The 21,978-nt window shown below is 65.9% G+C and carries 24 protein-coding genes; 22 read left to right on the top strand and 2 right to left on the bottom strand.

Annotation, left to right across the window (positions count from 1 at the left end; all coding sequences use genetic code 11):
• The first annotated feature begins 55 nt into the window (after window positions 1-55).
• The 3 genes from ACUY1T_RS10365 to sppA are packed head-to-tail and all read left to right on the top strand — an operon-like array spanning window position 56 to window position 2,806.
• A complete protein-coding gene (locus ACUY1T_RS10365) occupies window positions 56-1,003 on the top strand; it encodes an RluA family pseudouridine synthase (RefSeq protein ID WP_446022493.1) in 948 nt (315 codons plus the stop codon).
• A gap of 36 nt (window positions 1,004-1,039) precedes the next feature.
• A complete protein-coding gene (locus ACUY1T_RS10360) occupies window positions 1,040-1,690 on the top strand; it encodes an HAD family hydrolase (protein ID WP_446022491.1) in 651 nt (216 codons plus the stop codon).
• 21 nt (window positions 1,691-1,711) lie between these two features.
• Window positions 1,712-2,806 carry a signal peptide peptidase SppA gene (gene sppA / locus ACUY1T_RS10355; protein ID WP_446022489.1) on the top strand — a complete coding sequence of 365 codons (1,095 nt, stop codon included), beginning with the start codon at window positions 1,712-1,714 and terminating at the stop codon, window positions 2,804-2,806.
• On the opposite strand, the gene ACUY1T_RS10350 is transcribed toward sppA, so the two are convergent.
• Window positions 2,794-3,387, bottom strand: a complete 594-nt coding sequence (locus ACUY1T_RS10350) for a Maf family protein (protein WP_446022487.1) — start codon at window positions 3,385-3,387, stop codon at window positions 2,794-2,796. The two genes, sppA and ACUY1T_RS10350, sit on opposite strands and share 13 nt — an antisense overlap.
• A gap of 117 nt (window positions 3,388-3,504) precedes the next feature.
• On the opposite strand from ACUY1T_RS10350, the gene ACUY1T_RS10345 reads away from it, so the two are divergent.
• The 18 genes from ACUY1T_RS10345 to ACUY1T_RS10260 all read left to right on the top strand — a co-directional run bounded on the left by ACUY1T_RS10345 (window position 3,505) and on the right by ACUY1T_RS10260 (window position 19,552).
• Window positions 3,505-4,032 (top strand): YceD family protein, encoded by a 528-nt coding sequence (locus ACUY1T_RS10345; RefSeq protein WP_446022485.1) that lies wholly within the window; start codon window positions 3,505-3,507, stop codon window positions 4,030-4,032.
• A gap of 31 nt (window positions 4,033-4,063) precedes the next feature.
• Window positions 4,064-4,234, top strand: coding sequence for a 50S ribosomal protein L32 (gene rpmF, locus ACUY1T_RS10340; protein ID WP_021820795.1), 171 nt, complete (start codon window positions 4,064-4,066; stop codon window positions 4,232-4,234).
• Between the two features lie 46 nt (window positions 4,235-4,280).
• On the top strand, window positions 4,281-5,312 hold the full coding sequence (plsX, locus tag ACUY1T_RS10335; RefSeq protein WP_446022483.1) for a phosphate acyltransferase PlsX: 1,032 nt from the start codon (window positions 4,281-4,283) through the stop codon (window positions 5,310-5,312).
• Between the two features lie 11 nt (window positions 5,313-5,323).
• On the top strand, window positions 5,324-6,277 hold the full coding sequence (fabD, locus tag ACUY1T_RS10330; RefSeq protein WP_446022481.1) for an ACP S-malonyltransferase: 954 nt from the start codon (window positions 5,324-5,326) through the stop codon (window positions 6,275-6,277).
• A gap of 71 nt (window positions 6,278-6,348) precedes the next feature.
• Window positions 6,349-7,092 (top strand): 3-oxoacyl-ACP reductase FabG, encoded by a 744-nt coding sequence (fabG, locus tag ACUY1T_RS10325; RefSeq protein ID WP_446022479.1) that lies wholly within the window; start codon window positions 6,349-6,351, stop codon window positions 7,090-7,092.
• Between the two features lie 122 nt (window positions 7,093-7,214).
• Complete coding sequence (acpP, locus tag ACUY1T_RS10320) at window positions 7,215-7,448, top strand: acyl carrier protein (RefSeq protein ID WP_008956801.1); 234 nt, start codon at window positions 7,215-7,217, stop codon at window positions 7,446-7,448.
• A gap of 192 nt (window positions 7,449-7,640) precedes the next feature.
• Window positions 7,641-8,882, top strand: a complete 1,242-nt coding sequence (gene fabF / locus ACUY1T_RS10315) for a beta-ketoacyl-ACP synthase II (RefSeq protein WP_446022984.1) — start codon at window positions 7,641-7,643, stop codon at window positions 8,880-8,882.
• A gap of 24 nt (window positions 8,883-8,906) precedes the next feature.
• The gene (gene pabC / locus ACUY1T_RS10310) at window positions 8,907-9,728 is read left to right on the top strand and encodes an aminodeoxychorismate lyase (protein WP_446022475.1); all 822 of its coding nucleotides are present in this window, start codon (window positions 8,907-8,909) and stop codon (window positions 9,726-9,728) included.
• Between the two features lie 94 nt (window positions 9,729-9,822).
• The gene (mltG, locus tag ACUY1T_RS10305; protein WP_446022473.1) at window positions 9,823-10,827 is read left to right on the top strand and encodes an endolytic transglycosylase MltG; all 1,005 of its coding nucleotides are present in this window, start codon (window positions 9,823-9,825) and stop codon (window positions 10,825-10,827) included.
• Window positions 10,828-10,851: 24 nt separating this feature from the next.
• On the top strand, window positions 10,852-11,505 hold the full coding sequence (tmk, locus tag ACUY1T_RS10300; protein WP_446022471.1) for a dTMP kinase: 654 nt from the start codon (window positions 10,852-10,854) through the stop codon (window positions 11,503-11,505).
• Window positions 11,496-12,497 carry a DNA polymerase III subunit delta' gene (locus ACUY1T_RS10295; RefSeq protein WP_446022469.1) on the top strand — a complete coding sequence of 334 codons (1,002 nt, stop codon included), beginning with the start codon at window positions 11,496-11,498 and terminating at the stop codon, window positions 12,495-12,497. Before tmk ends, ACUY1T_RS10295 begins: the two co-directional genes overlap by 10 nt.
• Before the next feature lie 24 nt (window positions 12,498-12,521).
• A complete protein-coding gene (locus ACUY1T_RS10290) occupies window positions 12,522-12,857 on the top strand; it encodes a PilZ domain-containing protein (RefSeq protein ID WP_446022467.1) in 336 nt (111 codons plus the stop codon).
• A 49-nt stretch (window positions 12,858-12,906) separates the two neighbouring features.
• On the top strand, window positions 12,907-13,752 hold the full coding sequence (locus tag ACUY1T_RS10285) for a TatD family hydrolase (RefSeq protein WP_446022465.1): 846 nt from the start codon (window positions 12,907-12,909) through the stop codon (window positions 13,750-13,752).
• A gap of 33 nt (window positions 13,753-13,785) precedes the next feature.
• On the top strand, window positions 13,786-14,343 hold the full coding sequence (locus ACUY1T_RS10280; protein ID WP_446022463.1) for a DUF1285 domain-containing protein: 558 nt from the start codon (window positions 13,786-13,788) through the stop codon (window positions 14,341-14,343).
• Window positions 14,340-16,571, top strand: a complete 2,232-nt coding sequence (locus ACUY1T_RS10275) for an ATP-dependent helicase (protein ID WP_446022461.1) — start codon at window positions 14,340-14,342, stop codon at window positions 16,569-16,571. Before ACUY1T_RS10280 ends, ACUY1T_RS10275 begins: the two co-directional genes overlap by 4 nt.
• A complete protein-coding gene (locus ACUY1T_RS10270) occupies window positions 16,568-17,389 on the top strand; it encodes a sulfurtransferase (RefSeq protein ID WP_446022459.1) in 822 nt (273 codons plus the stop codon). Before ACUY1T_RS10275 ends, ACUY1T_RS10270 begins: the two co-directional genes overlap by 4 nt.
• A gap of 83 nt (window positions 17,390-17,472) precedes the next feature.
• The gene (locus ACUY1T_RS10265) at window positions 17,473-18,450 is read left to right on the top strand and encodes a Gfo/Idh/MocA family oxidoreductase (protein ID WP_446022458.1); all 978 of its coding nucleotides are present in this window, start codon (window positions 17,473-17,475) and stop codon (window positions 18,448-18,450) included.
• Between the two features lie 13 nt (window positions 18,451-18,463).
• Window positions 18,464-19,552, top strand: a complete 1,089-nt coding sequence (locus tag ACUY1T_RS10260) for a DegT/DnrJ/EryC1/StrS family aminotransferase (protein WP_446022456.1) — start codon at window positions 18,464-18,466, stop codon at window positions 19,550-19,552.
• Between the two features lie 72 nt (window positions 19,553-19,624).
• Here ACUY1T_RS10260 and ACUY1T_RS10255 read toward each other — a convergent pair whose 3' ends face one another.
• Window positions 19,625-21,295 (bottom strand): electron transfer flavoprotein-ubiquinone oxidoreductase, encoded by a 1,671-nt coding sequence (locus ACUY1T_RS10255; protein WP_446022454.1) that lies wholly within the window; start codon window positions 21,293-21,295, stop codon window positions 19,625-19,627.
• A gap of 347 nt (window positions 21,296-21,642) precedes the next feature.
• On the opposite strand from ACUY1T_RS10255, the gene ACUY1T_RS10250 reads away from it, so the two are divergent.
• Window positions 21,643-21,978: electron transfer flavoprotein subunit beta/FixA family protein (locus tag ACUY1T_RS10250; RefSeq protein WP_446022452.1), on the top strand; the 336-nt coding region annotated here is incomplete at its 3' end.

Here is a 21,978-nt window from a genome sequence, read left to right as displayed (position 1 = left end):
GCGTCGCCGAGTGCGTTAGAATGCGGCCTCACAACGGATTTTCAGCAGGAGTGTCATGGCCGAGGGGCGCGACGTACAGTGGGTGGAAGTGGGTGAGGGCCAGTCGGGCCAGCGGGTCGACAACTTCCTGATAACGCGCCTGAAAGGCGTGCCGCGAACGCTGGTCTACCGCATCGTGCGCAAGGGCGAGGTGCGCGTGAACAAGAAGCGGGTGAAAGCCGACTATCGCTTGCAGGTGGGCGACATGGTGCGGATCCCGCCGCTCAAGCTGGCCCCGCGCGAGGCGGTCAAGCAGGTCAGCGAAGGGTTGCGCAACCTGCTGGCCGGCAGCGTGCTGGTGGAGGGGCCGGGCTGGCTGGTGCTCAACAAGCCTGCCGGTCTTCCCGTGCATGGCGGCAGCGGCGTCAAGATCGGCCTCATCGAGGCGCTGCGCCAGGTGCGCGAGGACCTCGACTTCCTCGAACTCGTCCATCGCCTCGATCGCGATACCTCGGGTTGCCTGTTGCTGGCCAAGTCGCGCCCGGCGCTGCTGGCGCTCAACGAGGCGCTCAAGGGGCATAAGATGGACAAGCGCTACCTGGCGCTGGTGGCCGGCCGCTGGCCGGCGCGGCGTGAATTCGTCAGCGCCCGCCTCGATCGTTATGACGCCGGCAACGGCGAGCGCCGCGTGCGCGTGGATGCCGCCGGCAAGGTGGCTAGAACCCGCTTCGCCGTACGCGAGACGTTCCCCAAGGCCACGCTGATCGAGGCCGAGCCGGTGACCGGGCGTACCCACCAGATCCGCGTGCATGCCGCCCATGCCGGCTACTCCCTGCTCGGTGACGACAAGTACGGCTCGCGGGAAGGGATGTCGTTGGCACGCCACCTGGGCCTGTCGCGTCTGTTCCTGCATGCCGAGTCGCTGACCTTCCCCGAGCCGAGCAGCGGGCGCCCGGTACAGATCCGCGCACCGCTTCCCGATGAACTCGAGGCCGTGTTGGCGCGTGCCCGTGAGAGCCGCTGAGGCGCGACCTGACACCGAATTTCGACCGGAGCCGCTATGCGCTATCGACTGGTGATCTTCGACTGGGATGGCACCCTGATGGATTCCGCCGCGCGTATCGTCGCCTGTATGCAGGCGGCGGCACGCGATGCCGGTTGGGGGCATCTCGAGGATGCCGCGGTGCGCGACATCATCGGCCTGGGGTTACCCGAGGCCATCGACCGTCTGTGTCCGGGCATCGACGCCGAGCGCTACGAGCTGCTGCGCAGCCGCTATGCGCACCATTTCGTCGAGGGCGACAGCACGCCGATGGCCTTCTTTGCCGGCGTCGAGGCGGGCGTTGCCACGCTGCGCGAGCAACCGGAGCGGCGCCTGGCCGTGGCCACCGGCAAGAGCCGGCGCGGGCTCGATAGGGTCTTCCGCGAGAGCGGCAGTGGTGACTGGTTCCATGCCAGCCGTACCGCCGACGAGACCCGCTCCAAGCCGCATCCGCAGATGCTCGAGGAGTTGCTGGTCGAGCTGGACGTGCCGGTCGAAGAGGCCGTCATGGTGGGCGATACCGAGTACGACCTGGAGATGGCGCGCGCCCTGGGCATGGATCGGGTCGCCGTGACCTGGGGCGTGCATGCCCCCGAGCGGCTGGCGGCGAGCCGTCCTGTCTATACTGCCCAGGCGGTAACCGAGCTGTTCGACTGGCTGAACCGATAGAGGCGAAAGGAAGACGACCTGATGAGCGATGATAAGCGAGAAGATCGCGACAAGCGTGAAGACCGCTGGACCGAGGGGCCGGAGCTGACCCCCGAGCAGGCGAGCGAGCTGCGGCAGGCGAAGAGCGAGAAGCCTGCCCCGCCGGCGGAGAGCGCCGAAACGCTGCGCGAGCGCCAGCGCCTGGCACAGCAGGAGATGCTCGATCGCTGGATCGGCGGGGTACTGGTCGAACAGCGTCGCTCGCGGCGCTGGAAGCTGTTCTTCCGCTTTTTCTTCGCTGCACTGATCCTGGCCTCGCTGGCCGCTACCTTCTATGGCCTGTTCGGTGACACCTCCCGTGAGCCGGAGCGCCAGCACCTGGGCGTGGTCACGGTGCATGGCGTGATCGACAGCGAGTCGCCGGCCAGCGCCGAGCGCATCATCGAAGGGTTGAACCGTGCCTGGGAGGCGGCCAATACCGCCGCCGTGGTGCTGCACATCGACAGTCCCGGGGGGAGCCCGGTGCAGTCCCAGCGCGTCTATCACGAGATCCTGCGCCTGCGTGAGGAGGGCGACAAGCCCATCATCGCGGTCATCGAGGACGTGGGTGCCAGCGGTGCCTACTACATGGCCGCGGCGGCCGACGAGATCGTTGCAGCGCCGGCGAGCCTGGTGGGTTCGATCGGTGTCATCTTCGCCAGCTTCGGCTTCGAGGAGGCGATCGATCGTCTCGGCATCGAGCGGCGTATCTACGTCAGCGGTGAGAACAAGGGCTTCCTGGATCCTTTCTCGCCGGTGGCGCCGGAAGAGCGCGAATTCTGGCAGACGGTGATGGATACCACCCATGGCCAGTTCATTGATGCCGTACGTCAGGGGCGCGGCGATCGCCTGGCCGATGATGAACGGCTCTTCACCGGCCTGATCTGGAGCGGCCAGCAAGCCCTGGAGCTGGGGCTGATCGATGGGATCAGCAGTCTCGATGCCCTGAGTCGCGAGCTGTTCGGCGAAGTGCGGTTGCACGACTACACACCTCGGCTGGACCCCTTTGAGCGGTTGAGTCGCCAGTTCGGCCGGGTTGCCGCCGAATGGATGGGGGTGCCGTCCAGCCGTTCGCCGGTCCGCTATCAATTGCCTTGATCGCCCAGCGGGTCGAGGCCCGCTTCACGCAGCAGCGCACACAGCCGAATCAACGGCAGGCCGATCAAGGTGTTGGGGTCGTCGCCCTCGAGTCGTTCGAACAGGGCGATGCCGAGCCCCTCCATGCGAAAGCTGCCGGCGCTGTCCAGCGGCTGCTCGCGCTCCACGTAGCGGGCGATCTCGTCATCGCTGAGCCGACGAAAGCGTACGTCGTATCGCTCGTGGCAGACCCAATGGCGCGCATGGCGGGTATCGATCAGTGCCAGTCCGGTGAGAAAGGTCACCTGGCGGCCGGAGAAGCGTGCGAGCTGGGCGCATGCCGTGGCGGTGTCTCCCGGCTTGCCCAGAATCTCGCCGTCGAACACGGCGACCTGGTCGGAGCCGATCACCAGATGGTCGGGGTGCTCCTCGGCCACGCGGCTGGCCTTGGCCAATGCCAGCCGGTGCACCAGCGTTTCGGGCGCCTCGCCGGGGCGGGGTGTCTCGTCGATGTCGGGGCTGGCCCAGGCGTAGGGCAGCCCCAGCCGGTCGAGAAGCTGGCGGCGCCAGCGTGAACCGGACGCGAGAACGAGTCGAGGCATGGTGTGCTCCTGCAGCAGTTGGGTCGGGCTTTCGCAGAGGTCGGTCAGGCGGGCATTGTAACTTGTTGAGAGGGCGTCTTTGACAGAGGCAGGGGGAGTGCCTATCATTGCGCGCCTATGTTGACCTCACGACTTCCCAACAGGGTCGAGCCCTATCGGCTCGCCGCCCGTGCCGAAAGCCTCTCCGGCCTGATGGCGCTCGACCAGTTCGAGCGTCTGGCCGAGCAGGTGGGCGCGCAGACAGGCGACTGCCAGGTATGGCTCGATTTCGGTATCGATGCCCAGGGCCGCCGCGAGATTCGCGGTCGCCTCGAAGCCGAGCTGCAGCTGCCTTGCCGGCGCTGCCTCGAGCCCATGGCGCAGCATGTCGAGAGCGAGTTCCTGCTGGGTATGGTCTCGAGCGATGCGCTGGCGGCAGAGCTGCCGAGCACCCACGAGCCGGTGCTGGTGGAAAACGAACAGCTGAACCTGCTGGATGTAGTCGAGGATGAACTGATCCTCAGTCTGCCCCAGGTGGTTTACCACGACGAGGCACATTGCCGTGTCTCGCGCGACCAGCTGAGCAGCGGTGAGGAGGCCGAAACGAACGAGCCGGCTCCCGCTAGCCCTTTCGAGGTGCTGCGTCACCTCAAGGGCAAATCCTGATTGTTTATCGTCTCACTTCGGAGTGACACCCATGGCAGTTCAACAGAACCGTAAGACTCGTTCCAAGCGCGGCATGCGTCGCAGCCACGACGCCCTGAGCGCACCGACCCTGTCCCAGGACAAGGAAACCGGTACCACTCACCTGCGCCATCACGTCTCCCCGGACGGTTTCTACCGTGGCCGCAAGGTGGTCGACGCCTGAGTCGACCCACTGTCGATGACCGTCCGATGACCGTCGGCACCTGAACGTGCGGATTGCCATCGATGCGATGGGCGGAGACGCCGGCCCTGGTGCCGCCGTCCATGGCGCGGCCGCCGCCGTCCAGGCTTGGCCGGGGCTGGCGATCGACCTGTTCGGTCCGGGTGACCAGTTGTCAGTCGAGCTCGAGAACCTGCCGCGGCATCTCGCCGCGGCCGGTTCGCATCTGTCCGTCCATCATGCGCCGAGCCTGATTCGCCAGAACCAGCGACCCTCCGACGCGCTCAGGCGTGGCGGCGATACGAGCATGGCGCTGATGCTTGCCCACGTGGCCAACCGCGATGCCGCGGCAGGTGTCAGTGCCGGCAATACCGGTGCCCTGATGGCCCTGGCAAGGCGTGCACTAGGCACCGTGGCGGACATTCCACGCCCGGCCATCTGTACTGCCATCCCTACCCGTGGCGACGGGCGCTGCTACTTGCTCGACCTGGGTGCCAATGTCGATGTCGCCGCTGAGCGGCTGGTGGACTTCGCCCGCATGGGTGAGGTCATGGCACGCCACGTGGACGGGCTCGCCGCCCCCAGGGTGGGGCTGCTCAATGTGGGCAGCGAGGGCACCAAGGGCAGTGAGGCGGTGCGCCAGGCGGATGCGCTGCTGGGGGCGCTTGGCTCGCTGAACTACATCGGCTTCATTGAGGGGGACGGCATCTTCGCCGGCTCTGCGGATGTGGTGGTGTGCGATGGATTCGTCGGCAATGCGGTGCTCAAGGCCAGTGAAGGTTTGGCGCGGATGCTGATCGAGCGGGTCCAGATGACCTTCGAGTCGCACTGGAGCAGCCGCCTGGTCGGCATGCTGGCAAGGCCGGCACTGCGCCGCTTGAAGAACGAACTCGATCCGGTGCGCTACAATGGCGCCAGCTTGCTGGGGCTCGATGGCATCGTGATCAAGAGCCATGGCAGTGCCGATGCCACTGGCTTTTCCTATGCTGTGTTGCGGGCCGTGCAGGAGGTCAGCCACGGCTTGCCGGAGCGACTCGCCGTGGAGCTTGATGTCCGGCGTGACAGCACTCAACAAGAGTAATGGTGAACGACATGACTCAACCCCTTGCCCTCGTCTTCCCCGGGCAAGGCTCCCAGCAGGTGGGCATGCTGCGGGAGCTGGCGGAACGCTACAGCGTCGTGCGGACGACCTTCGAGGAGGCCGCCGATGCGTTGGGCTACGACCTGTGGAAAGTGGTCCAGGAGGGGCCCGACGAGGCTCTCAACGCAACTGCCCGTACCCAGCCGGCGCTGTTGACCGCCAGCGTGGCCATCTGGCGGGTTTGGCAGGAGCTGGAGGGGCCGCGTCCCGGGGCCATGGCGGGACACAGCTTGGGCGAATACAGCGCCATGGTGTGTGCCGGCGTCATGGGCTTCGCCGATGGTGTTCGTCTGGTGCGCCTGCGTGGCGAGGCGATGCAGGAGGCGGTTCCGGTCGGTCAGGGCGCCATGGCGGCCATTCTGGGGCTCGAGGATGCTACCGTTGAAACGGCCTGTGCCGAGGCGGCCCAGAATGAGGTGGTGGCGGCGGTGAACTACAATGCCCCGGGGCAGGTAGTGATCGCGGGCGACAAGGCCGCCGTGGAGCGCGCCATTGCCCTGTGCCAGGAAGCGGGTGCCAAGCGCGCCATGCCGCTGCCGGTTTCCGTGCCTTCGCATTGTGCCCTGATGCAGCCGGCCGCCGAGCGGCTCAAGGCCGCCATGGCCGATCTCGACATGCGTCCGCCGCGCTATACCGTTTATCAGAACGTCGATGCCCAGGCGCATGCCGATGTCGAAACCCTGCGCACGCGCCTGATCGAGCAGCTCTACCAACCGGTGCGCTGGACGTCCTGTGTCGAGGCGATGGAGGCGGCAGGTGCCACGGTCTTCATCGAATGTGGGCCGGGTAAGGTGCTGACCGGCCTCGGCAAGCGTATTGCCAAGGGCAGCAAGGGGCTGGCGGTCAACGACCCCGACAGCCTCGATGCGGCGCTTGGCCTGGCGCGTGAGGCGGCCGGCTTGTAAGGCACGGCCAGCCCGTACAAGTAGGGGCATCGAGCCCCAGGACCAAACAGCATTCGGAGCGGGAACAGGTTATGTCCAGCGAACGCAGAATCGCCCTGGTGACCGGCGCCAGTCGCGGCATCGGCCAGGCCATTGCCCATGAGCTTGGCCGCCAGGGGCGCGTAGTGATCGGAACCGCCACGACGGAGTCGGGAGCCGCCAGGATCGACGAAGACCTGCGCGCCAACGGCATCGAGGGCGCCGGCAGGGCACTCGACGTGACCGACCAGGCCAGTGTCGATGCTCTGATCAAGGCCATCACCGAGGAGTTCGGTGCGCCCACCATCCTGATCAACAACGCCGGCATCACGCGCGACAATTTGCTGATGCGCATGAAGGAAGACGAGTGGGATTCGGTGCTCGACACCAATCTCAAGTCGGTCTATCGCGTCACCAAGGCGTGCCTGCGCGGCATGACCAAGGCCCGCTTCGGCCGTATCGTCAGTATCAGTTCGGTAGTGGCGACCATGGGCAATCTCGGCCAGACCAACTATGCTGCCGCCAAGGCGGGCATGGAAGGCTTTACCCGCGCCCTGGCGCGTGAGGTGGCATCCAGGGCAATCACCGTCAACGCCGTGGCGCCGGGCTTCATCGCCACCGACATGACGCGTGCGCTACCCGAGGAACAGCACCAGGCGCTGCTGACCCAGATTCCGCTGGCGCGCCTTGGCGAGCCCGGGGAGATCGCGGCTGCCGTCGGTTTCCTGGCGAGCGAAAGCGCTGGCTACATCACCGGCGAGACGCTGCAGGTCAACGGCGGCATGAACATGCGTTGAAGCCTCCGCGGGTCGGCGGTTGCGCCGACGGGGGGGCGTCTATAAACTACCCCGCAGCTTGAGTTTGCGGACCAAACGGCTGGTCATCCGAACGGCTAACTTGAACGACTGGAGTACGTATAATGAGCACCATCGAAGAGCGCGTGAAGAAGGTTGTGGCCGAGCGCCTGAATGTCAAGGAAGAGGATATCCAGAACAGCTCCTCCTTCACCGAGGACCTTGGCGCTGATTCCCTGGATACCGTCGAGCTGGTCATGGCGCTCGAAGAGGAATTCGATACCGAAATTCCCGATGAAGAAGCCGAGAAGATCACCACCGTTCAGGAAGCCATCGATTACGTCAACGCCCATCAGTAAGGGCGCGGTCGTCACCGCTTGCTGAGGTGAAGGGCTCCGTGTGAGGGCCCTGGAAAAGCCGTCCTGTGTCCCAGGGCGGCTTTTTGCTTTGTGTCGAGGCCGTGGCTGCCCAAGCGAGGAGTATGTCCGGTATAATGCGCGCAATGACGGCCCGGGAGAGGGGTCGTGTCATCAAGGTTGTCTGGAGGATTTCTGATGGCTCGTAGAGTTGTGGTGACCGGACTGGGGCTGGTCACGCCGGTGGGCAACACGGTCGAGGAGAGCTGGGAGAACATCCTGGCCGGCAAGAGCGGCATCGCTCCCATCGAACATTTCGATGCCACCGGCTTCAACACTCGCTTCGGCGGTTCGGTCAAGCACTTCGATATCAGCCCGTACCTGAACCCGAAAGATGCGCGCAAGATGGACCTGTTCATCCAGTACGGCGTGGCAGCGGGAGCCCAGGCCATCAAGGATGCCGGTCTCGAGTGCAATGAGGAAAATGCCGAGCGTATCGGTGTCGCCATCGGTTCCGGCATCGGCGGGCTGCCGATGATCGAGCACAACCACAACGCACTCCAGAAAGGGGGGGCGCGCCGCATTTCGCCGTTCTTCGTGCCCGGCTCGATCATCAACATGATTTCCGGCAACCTGGCCATCCAGCATGGCTTCCGGGGGCCCAACATCGCCATCACCACCGCCTGTACCACCGGTACCCACAACATCGGCTACAGCGCACGTACCATCGCCTACGGCGATGCCGACGTGATGATCTGCGGCGGCGCCGAGATGGCCACCACGCCGCTGGGGCTGGGCGGGTTCTCCGCAGCCCGTGCGCTGTCGACCCGCAACGACGACCCGCAGGCGGCCAGTCGCCCCTGGGATCGCGACCGCGACGGCTTCGTGCTGTCGGACGGCGCGGGTATCCTGGTGCTCGAGGAGTACGAGCACGCCAAGGCGCGTGGGGCGCGGATCTACGCCGAGCTGACCGGTTTCGGCATGAGCGACGACGCCTATCACATGACCGCACCACCCGAGGATGGCAGTGGCGCAGCGCTGTCCATGCGCAACGCCATTCGCGATGCCAGGCTCGACCCCACGGCGGTACACTACATCAACGCCCATGGCACCTCGACCCCGGCGGGTGACCTGGCCGAGAGCCGGGCCGTCAGGAAGGTGATGGGCGAGGCTGCCAATGGCGTGGCCGTGAGTTCCACCAAGTCGATGATCGGTCACCTGCTGGGTGCTGCCGGCGCGGTCGAGGCGGTGTTCTGCATCCTGGCGATCCGTGACCAGGTGGCGCCGCCGACGATCAACCTGGACAACCCCCAGGAGGGGTGCGACCTGGACTACGTGCCGCATACCGCGCGTGAGATGAAGATCGACGTGGCGCTGTCCAATTCATTCGGCTTCGGCGGCACCAACGGTACCCTGGTGTTCTCCCGGCTGCGCTGAGCCGGGATGTCGCGAGCGTGTGACATGACCTGGCCGTTGGATCACACGCAGGTTCCGGTCGACGACCGCGGCCTGGCCTATGGCGACGGATTGTTCGAGACCGTGCTGGTGCGCGATGGCGCACCCCTGCTGTGGCCGCAGCACATGGCCCGGCTGGCCAGGGGTTGCCGGGTATTGGGGATCCCCATGCCGGCCAGTGCCGAGCTCGATGGGCTGCCGGCCCTGGGAGGGGCGGGTCTCAAGGTGCTCAAGCTGGTGCTGACCCGCGGTAGCGGCGGTCGTGGCTATCTTCCCCCGCTGGCGGCCGAGCCGCGGCTGCTGTGGCAGCTCTCCGACTTCATGCCACAGGCGCGGCGCTGGGAGGCGGGCGTGCGGGTGCGCCATTGCGAGTTGCGGCTGGGCATCCAGCCCCTGCTTGCCGGGCTCAAGCACCTCAATCGCCTCGAGAACGTGCTGGCTCGCAGTGAATGGGACGACCCCAAGGTGGCCGAAGGGCTGCTCTGTGACAGCCAGGGGAGCCTGATCGAAGCCACTTGCATGAACCTGTTCTGGCAGCGTCAGGGGCGGCTGGAAACGCCGCGACTCGACGGCTGCGGTGTGGCCGGTACCCTGCGAGCGGCCCTGATGGAACGCCTGCCGATCATGGAAGTCACTATGGGGCCGGAGGTACTGGTCGACGCCGAGGCCGTGTGGCTCGGCAACTCGATCCAGGGTCTCTGGCCCATCGTGCGCCTTGATGCCGCCGATGGCATCTTGCAGCGGCGTTGGACCCTGGGCGCTCTCCACCGCCGTCTGCAACACGAGGCTCATGAGCTGCTGGGTTATCCGACCGAATTCGGAAACTGAGTCGCGTGGACCGAGTTTGGCGAGACGACTTTGCCGGGCTGGTTTCGCGGACTGCATATAGTGGGCAATGAAGAGTGGGCAACGAGGAAGGCGCATGCTGCGTTTGGTGAAGTTTCTGGTGGTGCTGGTCATCGTGGCAGCGGTAGCGGCCTTCGCCGGCTATCGCTATTGGGAGAGCCGACTCGAGGCTCCCATTGCGGTGGAGGAGGAGACGCTCTACGAAGTACCGCGCGGGGCGGGCTACAACCGGGTAGTGGCGGACCTGGCGGCCCGCGGCGTGATCGTGGACGAATGGGCGTTTCGTCTGCTGACGCGGATCGAACCGGAGGCGATTCCGCAGCTGCGTACGGGCGAGTACATGCTCGAGCCGGGCATGAGCGGGCGCGAGCTGATCGAACTGCTCGGCAGCGACCGGGTCGTCACCTACCCGCTGACCATTCCCGAAGGCTGGACCTTCCGCCAGATGCGCGCCCGTCTAGACGCCGCACCCAAGCTCGAGAACCGTACTGCGGAGCTCAGCGACGAGGAGGTCATGGCGCTGCTGGAGCGTGAGGGACGTTACCCCGAAGGCTGGTTCTTCCCCGACACCTATCGCTACCACAAGGGCATGAGCGACGTCGATATCCTGCGCCAGGCGCTTACGCGCATGGAGCAGGTGCTGGACGAGGTGTGGGAGGCGCGCAGCGACGACCTGCCCATCGAGACGCCCTATGAGGCGTTGATCATGGCCTCGCTGATCGAGCGTGAGACCGGCGCCCCCGAGGAGCGTCGCGAGATCGCCGGTGTCTTCAAGCGACGCATGGAGCGCGGCATGCGCCTGCAGACCGACCCTACCGTGATCTACGGCATGGGCGAGCGCTATACGGGACGCATCACCCGTGCCGACCTGCAGGAAGCCACGCCGTACAACACCTACGTGATTGCCGGCATGCCGCCGACGCCCATCGCCATGCCGGGGCGTGCCTCGCTCGAGGCTGCCGTCGATCCGCTGCCTGGCGAGACCCTATACTTCGTCTCGCGGGGTGACGGCACGCACCACTTCTCGCGTACGCTGCGCGAACACAACAATGCCGTGAACCGCTACATCCGCAACCGCTGAGCGGCCAGACTGACAGGAGCCCCGATGCAACAGCGTGGACGCTTTATCACCCTGGAAGGCGGGGAGGGGGTCGGCAAGTCGACCAACCTGGAGTGGGTGGCCCAATGGCTGGCGGCGCGCGGTGTCGAGGTAGTGCGCACCCGGGAGCCGGGCGGCACGCCACGGGCCGAAGCCATCCGTGAATTGCTGCTTTCGCCACAGGCCGACGAGCCGCTCGATGCCGATGCCGAGCTATTGCTGGTGTTCGCCGCTCGCGCCCAGCACCTGGCGCAGCGTATTCGCCCAGCGCTAGAGCGAGGTGCCTGGGTACTCTGCGACCGCTTCACCGATGCCACCTTCGCCTACCAGGGCGGCGGGCGTGGCATTGGTGCAAGCCGTATCGCCGAGCTGGAGCGCTTCGTGCAGCAGGGGCTCGAGCCCGACTTGACGCTGCTGTTCGACATGCCGGTGGAAGCGGCTCAGCGGCGCCTGCAGGGCCGCCTGGCAGCCAGCGGTGATGCCCGCGATCGCTTCGAGCAGGAGCACGCGACCTTCTTCGAGGCCGTGCGGCGGGCCTACCTGGCGCGGGCCAGCGCGGCACCCCGGCGGGTGGCGGTCATTGATGCCGACGCCCCCTTGGAAACCGTACAGGCGCGCCTTTCGGCGTGTCTGGAAGAGCGGGTCGGGACATGGCTGTGAGCGAGCCCTCCCTGCCGACTCCGCTGCCGTGGCAGGAGCCGCTGTGGCGTCAGTTCCTGGCGCTGCGCCGTGGCGCTCGTCTGCCTCATGCGCTGCTGCTCTCGGGGGCACATGGCGTCGGCAAGCAGCGCTTTGCCGACGCTATGGTCGGCCACCTGCTGTGCTCCTCTCCGGACGAGGTGGCTTGCGGCCAGTGCCACGGCTGTCGCATGCTGGCGTCCGGCTATCATCCCGACCTGCTGCGTGTATCGCCGGAAGAAGGCAAGCGGCAGATTCGTATCGATCCCATTCGCGAGGTCAATGCCTTCGTCGCCCAGACCGCTCAGCAGGGCGGCCATCGCGTGATCGTGTTGTCTCCGGCGGAGGCGATGAACGTGGCCGCCGCCAATGCGCTGCTCAAGAGCCTGGAGGAGCCGGGGGAGCGCACCCAGTTCGTGCTGTTGGCGGACGTGCCGTCGCGCATGCTGGCCACCATTCGTTCGCGTTGTCAGCACTGGAGCCTACCGTTGCCGCAGCCTGAGCAGAGCCAGGAGTGGCTGGCGAAGCAACTGGGCGGCCGTGAGGAGGCCGAGTTCTGGTATCAGGTCTCGGGCGGCCTGCCGCTGTTGGCGGCCGAGCTGGCCAGCCCCGAATCCAGGGCGCTGCGCAAACAGCTGCATGAAACCTTCGATGCCCTGGTGCGTGGCGCCGAGCCGGTAGCGGAGGCGGCCCGCCTCGACCGCCAGTCCCTGGAGGCGATCCTGTGGTACGGTATTGCCTGGCTCGAGGATCTCATTCGCCTGGGCCTGTCGGGGGAGACTGCGGAGGTACGCAACCCTGACCTGCTGCCGCTCTATCGTCAGGCGGTCAAGAACGCCCGGGTGCAGGACTGGTTCCGGCTGCTGGATTTTGCGCGGGAGCAGCGCCGCTTGCTGGCCGCGGGAGGCAATCCGAATCCCCAGTTGGTCCTCGAGGCCTGGCTGGTACGCTGGTCGACCCTGCTGCGTTCCTGAGGCAGGGTGCAAGGGAGGTAACTCATGGCACCGCAGAAGGCCCTGTCGCTGACGATCCAGGACGAGCAGACGCTGCTCTCCGCCTATATGCCCTTGCTGGAGCGGGGCGGCATCTTCGTACCCACCCGCGAGCGTTATGAACTGGGCCAGGAGGTCTACCTGCTGCTGACCCTGCCCGGTGAGAACGAGCGGGTACCGGTGACCGGCCAGGTCGTCTGGGTCTCGCCCGATGGCGTGGCGGGGCGGCGGGTGCCGGGTATCGGTATCCACTTCAGCCCCGAGGACCATGCCGTGAGAGACCGCATCGAAACCTTGCTGGCCGGCCAACTGGACAAGGGTGCCCCGACCTATACCCTGTGAGCGGAAAGCACTGCGTTCCGCACCATACACCTGACGAGTTTCACCCTGCATGTTTGTCGATTCGCATTGCCACCTCGACCGCCTCGATCCCGCTACCCACGACGGCAGTCTCACCGCCGCCCTGGAGGCGGCCCGTGCCCGCGATGTACGCCAGTTCCTGGCCATCGCCGTGACCCTCGACGACGTACCGGCTCTGGCTGGGATCGCCCGCGAGCACGATGACGTAGCGATCACCGCCGGCGTGCACCCGCTGCACCTGCTAGAGCGCGAACCCGACCTCGAGACCATCAGGGAAACGGCGGAGCGCTTCGGTGCCGTGGCCATCGGCGAGTGCGGGCTGGACTATCATTATCTCGACAAGACGCCCGAACGCGTGCCGTCGCGGGAGGTGCAGCGCGAGCGCTTCCGGCGCCAGTTGGTCGCCGCCACCGAACTCGAGTTGCCGGTGATCGTGCATACTCGCGACGCGCGCGAGGACACCCTGGCGCTGATTCGCGAGCACAGCGACCCGGCCATCGGCGGTGTGTTGCACTGTTTCACCGAGGACCTCGAGATGGCGCGGGAGGCGGTTCGTCACGGCTTCTACATATCGCTTTCCGGCATCGTCACTTTTCGTAATGCCGAGAGCCTGCGCGAGGTGGCGCGCCGCGTGCCTCTCGACCGGCTGTTGATCGAGACCGACAGCCCCTACCTGGCGCCGGTGCCGCACCGAGGCAAGCCCAATGAGCCGGCCTGGGTGGTGGAAGTGGCCCAGTGCATCGCTCGCGAGCGCGGCATCAGCGTCGACGAGGTCGCCATGCAAACCACGGCAAATTTTTACCGGCTGTTTCGCGGTGCCGCCCCGGAAGTGTCTGACGAGACCCGCGAGGTCCTGGCCCGGGCCGGCCTGGTGTAGCCAGAGAGAGAATTTCATGTCGAAGGGACAAGCATGAACCTGGACCCACTGCTCAACCATGTCGACGCCGACGGCGCCATTCCCCCTGTCGACCGCTGGCAGCCGACCCAGGCCGGGGAGATGGAGTTGGAAATCGCCGCCGATGGCCGCTGGTTCCACGAAGGCAGTGAAATGACACGCCCCCGCCTGGTCAGGCTGCTCTCGACGCTGCTGCGACGTGAACACGACGGACATTACTACCTGGTCACTCCGGTGGAGAAGCAGCGCATCCGTGTGGTCGACCGCCCCTTCGTCGTAGTCGAAGCCGAATACGACGAAGCCGCCGGCGACTGGTGGCTGACCACTCATGCCGGCGATCGCCTGCGGCTGGATGACAGGCGCCGGCTGACGCTGAGTGCCACTCCGGATGGCGTCCAGGTGCCCGAGGTACCGGTTCGCTTCGGTCTCGCTGCCCGCCTGGGGCGCAATGTCTTCTACCGCCTGGTGGAGTGCGCCGAACAGCGCCAGGGAAAGAACGGGGGGATCGAACTCGGCCTGACCAGCGCCGGCGTATGGCAGCCCCTGGGCGAGCTGCCGGCCGAGGCTTCGTGAGGCTGACCGAAGAACAGCGTGCCGTCGTCGAGCATGGTGCCGGCCATGCACGGGTGGCCGCCGTGGCTGGCGCCGGCAAGACCACCACCTTGGTCGCCCGGGTGCTGCATCTGCTCGAGCGGGGAGTCCCGGCGAACCGGATCCTGGTATTGATGTTCAACCGCTCGGCGCGTGAGGACTTCCAGCGCCGACTCGTCGAGATGGCGCATGTCGGCCAACGTCTGCCGGACGTGCGCACCTTCCACTCGCTGGGACATCGCCTGACCGCAAGCCTGACTCGCTGGGGGGTGCTGACGCCGCGCCGGCTGATTGCCGCCGACTGGCAGGTGGAACGGCTGCTACGCCAGGCGACCTTCGAGGTGCTGGAGGACGACGACCGGCGCGAAATGGCATTGGAGGCTGACACACTGGAGGCGCTGGCGCACTTCTGCGGCCTGGTAAAGGCCGAGATGTTGCCAGCGGCCACGCTCCTGGAGCGGCTCGATTACGGCGAAGGCAGCGAGCACTTTGCCGAGGCCTTCGAACGGCTCGAGGCGCTGCTCGCCGAGCATGGCCTGATGACTTATTCCGACCTGCTCTATCGGCCCCTGCGTGCGCTGGAGGCGGATGTCGGCCTGGTCCGGCGGGTCCAGGGCTATCTCGACCAGGCGATCGTCGACGAGTACCAGGACATCAATCAGGCCCAGCTACGGTTGCTGGCGCTGCTCGCCGGACGCGACGCCGACGTGATGGCGGTGGGGGATGCCAACCAGTGCATCTACGAGTGGCGCGGGGCCCATCCCGATACCATGCGCGAGCACTTCACGGCCACCTTCGGCACGGCAACCGACTATCCGCTCTCGACCACCTTCCGTCACGGACATTCGCTGGCACTGCTGGCCAACCATGCCATTGCCGCCAACCAGCGGCGGCCCGATCAATTGTGCCTGGCGGCACCTGGCAATCCACATACCGAACTGGCCGTCGAGCCGGGCAGGGCGCCGCTGCTGGCGACCCTGGACCTCTGGCAGCAGGGCGGCAGGGCACTGAGCGAGGCCTGCCTGCTGGTGCGCAGTTGGGCGCTGTCGGTACCCGTACAGCTGCAGCTGCTGCAGGCCGGCATCCCGTTTCGCCTCTCGCGCGAGGATCGCTTCGTTTTCCGCCTGCCGCTGGTGCAGGCCCTGGCCGGCTACCTGCGCCTGGCGCGAACCCCAGCCCTGCTGCACGATCCGGGTCACCTCCTGCGTCTGCTCGAGCAGCCAACGCCATTCGTCGCCCGTGAGCGTCTCGTCGCCCTGGCCCAGCGCCTGGCACAGACGCAGCGCTATCCCGAGCGGGACGATCCCTTGCTGGCCGGCCTCAAGCCCATGCAGCGCCGCAACCTCAAGCGGCGCTGGGCGCTACTGTGCGAGCTGCCCCGGCTCGGCGATTGGTCGCCGGCTCGGCTGCTGACGCACATCGTCGACACACTGGACGCCGAAAAGGTGCTCAAGCGAGCCGCTGCACGCCGGGAGAAAGGTGAAGAGGATGTGCGCCTGCTCGACGTACTCGTCGAACAGGCCGGCGAGACACGCCACATTGACGCCTTCATCGAGCTTCTCGAACGCCCCGTCGAGAACCATGCCGATGGACTGTTGATCACCACCGTGCATGGCGCCAAGGGGCTTGAGTGGCCGCTGGTGGTGGTCGCGGGTACCAACGAAGAGGACTTCCCCCACTACAGCCGCGATAACCCGCTGTCGCCCGAACGCCTGGAAGAAGAACGACGGCTGTTCTACGTCGCCGTGACCCGCGCACGCGAGCGCTTGTTGTTGCTGCATGACGGCGGCGATCATCGTCCCAGCCGTTTCCTTGCCGAGACGGCATGGGAGGATTGCCGCCAAGTCGCGGCTCGACTGTCGGACCCGATGGAGGACAATGCTTCCCTGGCGGTGGCTTCGCCTGAGCTGGTCTCGCGCTACCTGGCTGCAGTGGGCCATGATGGAGTAAGACTGGTGCAACGCGCGCATGCGGTTGCTGAACCGGGAGCACGCTATGCAACGCAGTCATATCGCCCAGGACAGTGGCTGCGCCATGCGGTGTTCGGTGAAGGTGAGGTCGTGGTGGTGGAGGGGGACCCCGCGGACCCGGTGATCGAGGTAAACTTCAAGCAGGCCGGCCGGCGTCGCCTTCTGGCCTGCCGGGCTCCCATCGAGTTGCTCGTCAACGAGGGGGCGCCGACAAAACCTGCCCAAGGAGAACGCGCATGAAGCACGTGCTGATCACCGCCGAAGAGCTGGCTGAATCGCTGAAGGGGCAAAATCCACCGAGAGTTCTCGATTGCCGTGCGCGACTGGGTGATAGCGCCGCCGGTCACCGGCTATGGAAAGCCGGGCATATCCCCACCAGTCAACATCTCGACCTCGATCGCGACCTGGCGGCAGAACCCGGCGAAGGCGGCCGCCACCCGTTGCCGTCCCCCCATGCTTTTGTCGCCACGCTGCAGCGGCTTGGCATCTCGCCCACCGTTCCTGTCGTGGTGCTCGACGATATGGGTGGCCAACTGGCTGCGGCGCGGGCCTGGTGGATGCTGGCCGTATGGGCGGGACACCCCGACGTTCGCGTACTCGACGGCGGGCTGAGTGCCTGGCAGGAAGAGGGCGGCGAGCTTGTGTTGGGAGGGGAGCCGCTGCCCGAGCCCAGCCAATGGCGGCCGGCGTTCGACGGCAGCGCACGCTTGGATGCCGATCAGGTCTTCTCCGGGCGGGAACTCAAGGTCGATGCCCGTAGCGAGGAGCGCTTTCGCGGCGAGGCCGAGCCCATCGATCCCGTGGCCGGGCACATCCCCGGTGCGGTGTGCCGGCCAAGTGCCGCCAACCTGACCGAAGCAGGGCGTTTCAAGGCACCCGAGACGCTGGACGCCGAACTCCCTCGTGGCGAAGCCATCGTGGCCTACTGTGGCTCCGGCGTGACCGCCTGCCACAATATACTGGCCTATGCCATCGCCGGCCGGCCCCTGCCCCGGCTCTATCCGGGCTCGTGGAGCGAATGGATTCGCGATCCATCGCGGCCAGTGGCGCGCGCCTGACTTGAATCGCCCAGCGGACGACTTGTACCGTCAGCCGCGGGGCTTCATGGAAATGTCATAAAGGGAATTGAGGGGTCAACAACATGAATTTTGCGCTCATCGGAGCAGCGGGGTACATCGCACCGCGTCATATGCAGGCCATCAGGGACACGGGCCACACCTTGGTGGCGGCCTACGACATCAACGATTCGGTGGGCATCATCGACTCCATTTCGACCGACTGCGCCTTCTTCACCGAATTCGAATATTTCATGGAGCACGCCTGGCGGCTCAGGCGACAGAAGAAGAGGGCGATCGACTACTGGGTAGTGTGCTCTCCCAACCATTTGCATAGCGCCCATATCACCGCCGGCCTGCACTTGGGTTGCGACGTGATCTGCGAGAAACCGCTGGTGTCGACGCCGGCCCAGCTCGAAGAGTTGCGCTCGGTCGAGAAGGAGACCGGGCGTCGTGTCTACAGCATCATGCAACTTCGCCACCATCCGGCCATTCACGAGCTGCGCGACAAGGTACTGGCCGAGCAGTGCGACGGCCAGTACGACGTCGAACTGACCTATATCACCGCGCGCGGCCCCTGGTACCTGGCCAGTTGGAAGGGCGATCCGCGCAAGTCGTTCGGCGTGATGGCGGAAATCGGCATACATTTCTTCGACATGCTGCACGTGATTTTCGGTGAGCTGAAGGAGCAGGTGCTGCACTACCACGACGAGCACAAGGCCGCCGGCTATCTCGAGTACGAAAAGGCGCGGGTGCGCTGGTTCCTCTCCATTGACGCCGACGACCTGCCCGAGCGCGTACGTAGCCAGCACTCCACCTATCGCAGCATCACCTGCGACGGCGAGGAGTTCGAGTTCTCCAGCGGCTTCACCGACCTGCATACCGTCAGCTATCGCGAGATCCTCGCCGGCCGGGGCTTCGGTATCGAGACCGTGCGACACTGCCTCGATACGGTCTATCAACTGGGCCTGGCGACCCCGGAGGCGCCGCGCGAAGGCCAGGCTCACCCTCAGCTGACCAGGCTTGCGCCGACGCGCCCGGTTGCGGTGGCCGGGCGTGGCTGAGCGGAGCAGGCGCATGCATTTCATCGACCTTGCCGCCCAGCAGGCCCGGATCAAGCCACAGTTGGACGCCGCCATCCAGACCGTGCTGAGGCACGGTCGCTACGTGATGGGGCCCGAGGTGGCTGAACTGGAGCGTCGCTTGGCCGACTACGTGGGCGTTACCCACTGCATCGGCTGCGCCAATGGCACCGACGCACTGCAGATCGCGCTGATGGCGCTCGATATCGGTCCGGGTGACGAAGTCATCGTGCCTGGCTTTACTTTCATTGCCAGTGCCGAAAGCGTGGTGCTTGCCGGTGCCAGGCCGGTCTATGCCGATATCGACCCGCATACCTACCTGCTCGATCCCGCTCGGGTCGAGGCGGCCGTCACGCCGCGCACCCGTGCCATCATGCCGGTGTCGATGTTCGGCCAGTGCGCCGACATGGAGGCGATCGATGCACTGGCGCACGAGCACGACCTGGCCGTGGTGGAGGATGCCGCCCAGAGCTTCGGTGCCACGCGGCATGGGCGCCGTTCCTGTAGCCTGTCGCGCATTGCCTGCACCAGCTTCTTCCCCAGCAAGCCGCTAGGTGCCTATGGCGACGGCGGTGCGCTGTTCACCGACGACGCTACCCTGGCCGAGGCGGTTCGCCTGGTGGCGCGCCACGGCGAGGCGAGCCGTTATCACCACATCCGAGTCGGCATGAATAGCCGGCTGGATACGCTGCAAGCGGCTATCCTGTTGGCCAAGCTCTCGCTGTTCAACGAAGAGGTGGCGTTGCGCCAACAGGTGGCCGAGCGTTATGACCGGCTACTGGGCGAAGCGGGCTTCGCCAACACGCCTCGCATCGTTCCCGGCAATACCAGCGTCTATGCCCAGTACAGCATTCGCGTGCCACGCCGCGAGGAGGTGCAGGCCCGCCTGTCCGATGCCGGTGTGCCTACTGCCGTGCACTACCCGCTACCGCTCAGCCATCAGCCTGCGGTCGCCGATCCCGGCTGTCGGTTGCCGGTCACCGCGGCAGTGTGCCAGGAGATCCTCAGCCTGCCGATGCATCCCTATCTCGAGGCCGAGCAGCAGGAGCGCGTGGTCGACGCCTTGGTGAAGGCACTGGCCTGACCGCTTCTGCGGGAACGACAAGGGGCGTGCCAGTGGCACGCCCCTTGTCGTTCTGGGGTCCGCTCCGGGCCGTTACATGTTCGGGTAGTTGGGTCCGCCGCCGCCTTCCGGTGCCACCCACCTGATGTTCTGCGCCGGATCCTTGATGTCGCAGGTCTTGCAGTGCACGCAATTCTGGAAGTTGACCTGGAAGCGCGGCTTGCCGTCGTCGTCCTCGACCACTTCGTAGACCCCGGCCGGGCAGTAGCGCTGGGCCGGCTCGGCGTACTTGGGCAGGTTCTCGCGGATGGGGAGCTCGGGATCCAACAGCTGCAGATGGCTCGGCTGATCCTCCTCGTGGTTGGTGTTCGACAGGAATACCGAGGAGAGCTTGTCGAAGGAGAGCTTGCCGTCGGGCTTGGGGTAGTCGATCTTCTCGAACTTGTCGGCCGGCTCGAGAGCGGCGTGGTCCGGCGTGGTGTCGTGCAGGTTGGGCAGCTTGCCGCCGAGCAACTGGTTGACGAAGTTGTAGGCCCCGCCGCCCACGGTGCCGTACTTGTGAAGCGCCGGGCCGAAGCTGGCGGTCTCCTTGAGTTCGGCGTAGGCCCAGCTCGCCTCCCACTTCGCGCTGAAGGCGGTCAGCTCCTGCCCTCCCTCGTCACCGCCGGCAAGCGCCTCGAATACCGTTTCGGCGGCTACCAGGCCCGACTTCATGGCGGTATGCAGGCCCTTGATCTTGGCGAAGTTGAGCGTGCCGGCATCGCAGCCGATCAGCAGCCCGCCGGGGAAGGTCATCTTCGGCAGGCAGTTGAGGCCGCCCTTGGTGATGGCGCGTGCCCCGTAGGCCACGCGCTTGCCACCTTCGAGGTGCTTGGCCAGCACCGGGTGGTGCTTCATGCGCTGGAACTCGTCGAAGGGCGAGAGCCAAGGGTTCTTATAGGAGAGGTCCATGATCAGGCCGACCACCACCTGATGGTTTTCGGCGTGGTAGAGGAACCAGCCGCCATGGGTGTCCTTGGTCAGCGGCCAGCCCGAACCGTGCAGGACCAGGCCCGGCTCGTGCTTCTCGGCCGGAATGTCCCACAGCTCCTTGAGGCCGATGCCGTAGTGCTGGGGATCCTTGCCCGCGTCGAGCTTGAAGCGCGAGATCAGCCCCTTGCCCAAGTGGCCGCGGGCGCCCTCGGCGAACAGGGTGTACTTGGCGCGCAGCTCCATGCCCGGCATGTAGCTGTCCTTGGGCGTGCCGTCGGCGGCCACGCCCATGTCGCCGATGAGGATGCCGCGCACGGTGCCGTCCTCGTCGTGAATCACTTCCTGGGCGGCGAAGCCGGGGAACACCTCGACGCCGAGCCCCTCGGCCTGTTCGGCCAGCCAGCGGCACAGGTTGCCGGCGCTGATCACGTAGCGGGTGAGGTCGCCGCCGGTATTGTGCATGCTCTTCGGCACCAGGGCGTTGGGCAGCTTCTGGGCCTTCTGGGCGTCCTTGAGCAGGTAGACCTCGTCGCGGGTCGCCGGGGTAGTCAGCGGGGCGCCACGCTCTTCCCAGTCAGGGAACAGCTCGGCCAGCGCGCGAGGCTCGAAGACGGCCCCGGAGAGGATATGGGCACCCACCTCGGAACCCTTTTCCACCACGCATACCGTCAGCTCCTGGCCCGCCTCATTGGCCTGTTGCATCAGGCGGCAGGCTGCCGACAGCCCCGAGGGGCCGGCGCCAACGATCACCACGTCGAAGTCCATCGAATCGCGTTCTACTTGCTCAGACATCCACTCGCTCCTCCCTCGGCTTCGGCGTCGGAATTGCTGCCACCAACGTCGAAAGAAAATAAAACGGTCGTTTGCTTCTCGATATTCTCCATGATAGGCATAATAAACGACTCAGGACACCCCTACGATGGCAATGTAGGATGACTTGCCCTATCAGGGGATTGTTGCCACCAGCCGGCCTGTGGCACATTGGCAAGGTTTTTTGGTTTGACGCCTATCAAACGCTTGCATGAAACGCATAAAGGAATACCAATAGATTCTAAGGAGTCGTTGACCTTCCTTGAAGGTGCCGGGCGTCAGCGAGTCCAAAACCAGACGGTTCACCCATCGAACCAAGCGAGGACACCATGAAAGTACTCGTCGCGGTCAAACGCGTCATCGACTACAACGTCAAGATCCGCGTCAAGGCGGACCACTCCGACGTCGACCTCACCAACGTCAAGATGGCCATGAACCCCTTCTGCGAGATCGCCGTGGAAGAGGCGGTGCGGCTGAAGGAGAAAGGCGTGGCCAGCGAGGTGGTTGCCGTGACCGTCGGCCCCAAGGCCGCCCAGGAGCAGCTGCGCACGGCGCTGGCGCTGGGCGCCGACCGGGCGATTCATGTCGAGACCGAGGAGCGCGTCGAGTCGCTGGCCGCGGCCAAGCTGCTGGCCAAGGTGGTGGAAGAGGAGCAGCCGGGGCTG

The organism is Billgrantia sp. Q4P2, from assembly GCF_052806135.1.
This window is presented reverse-complemented; position numbering and strand designations above follow the sequence as displayed.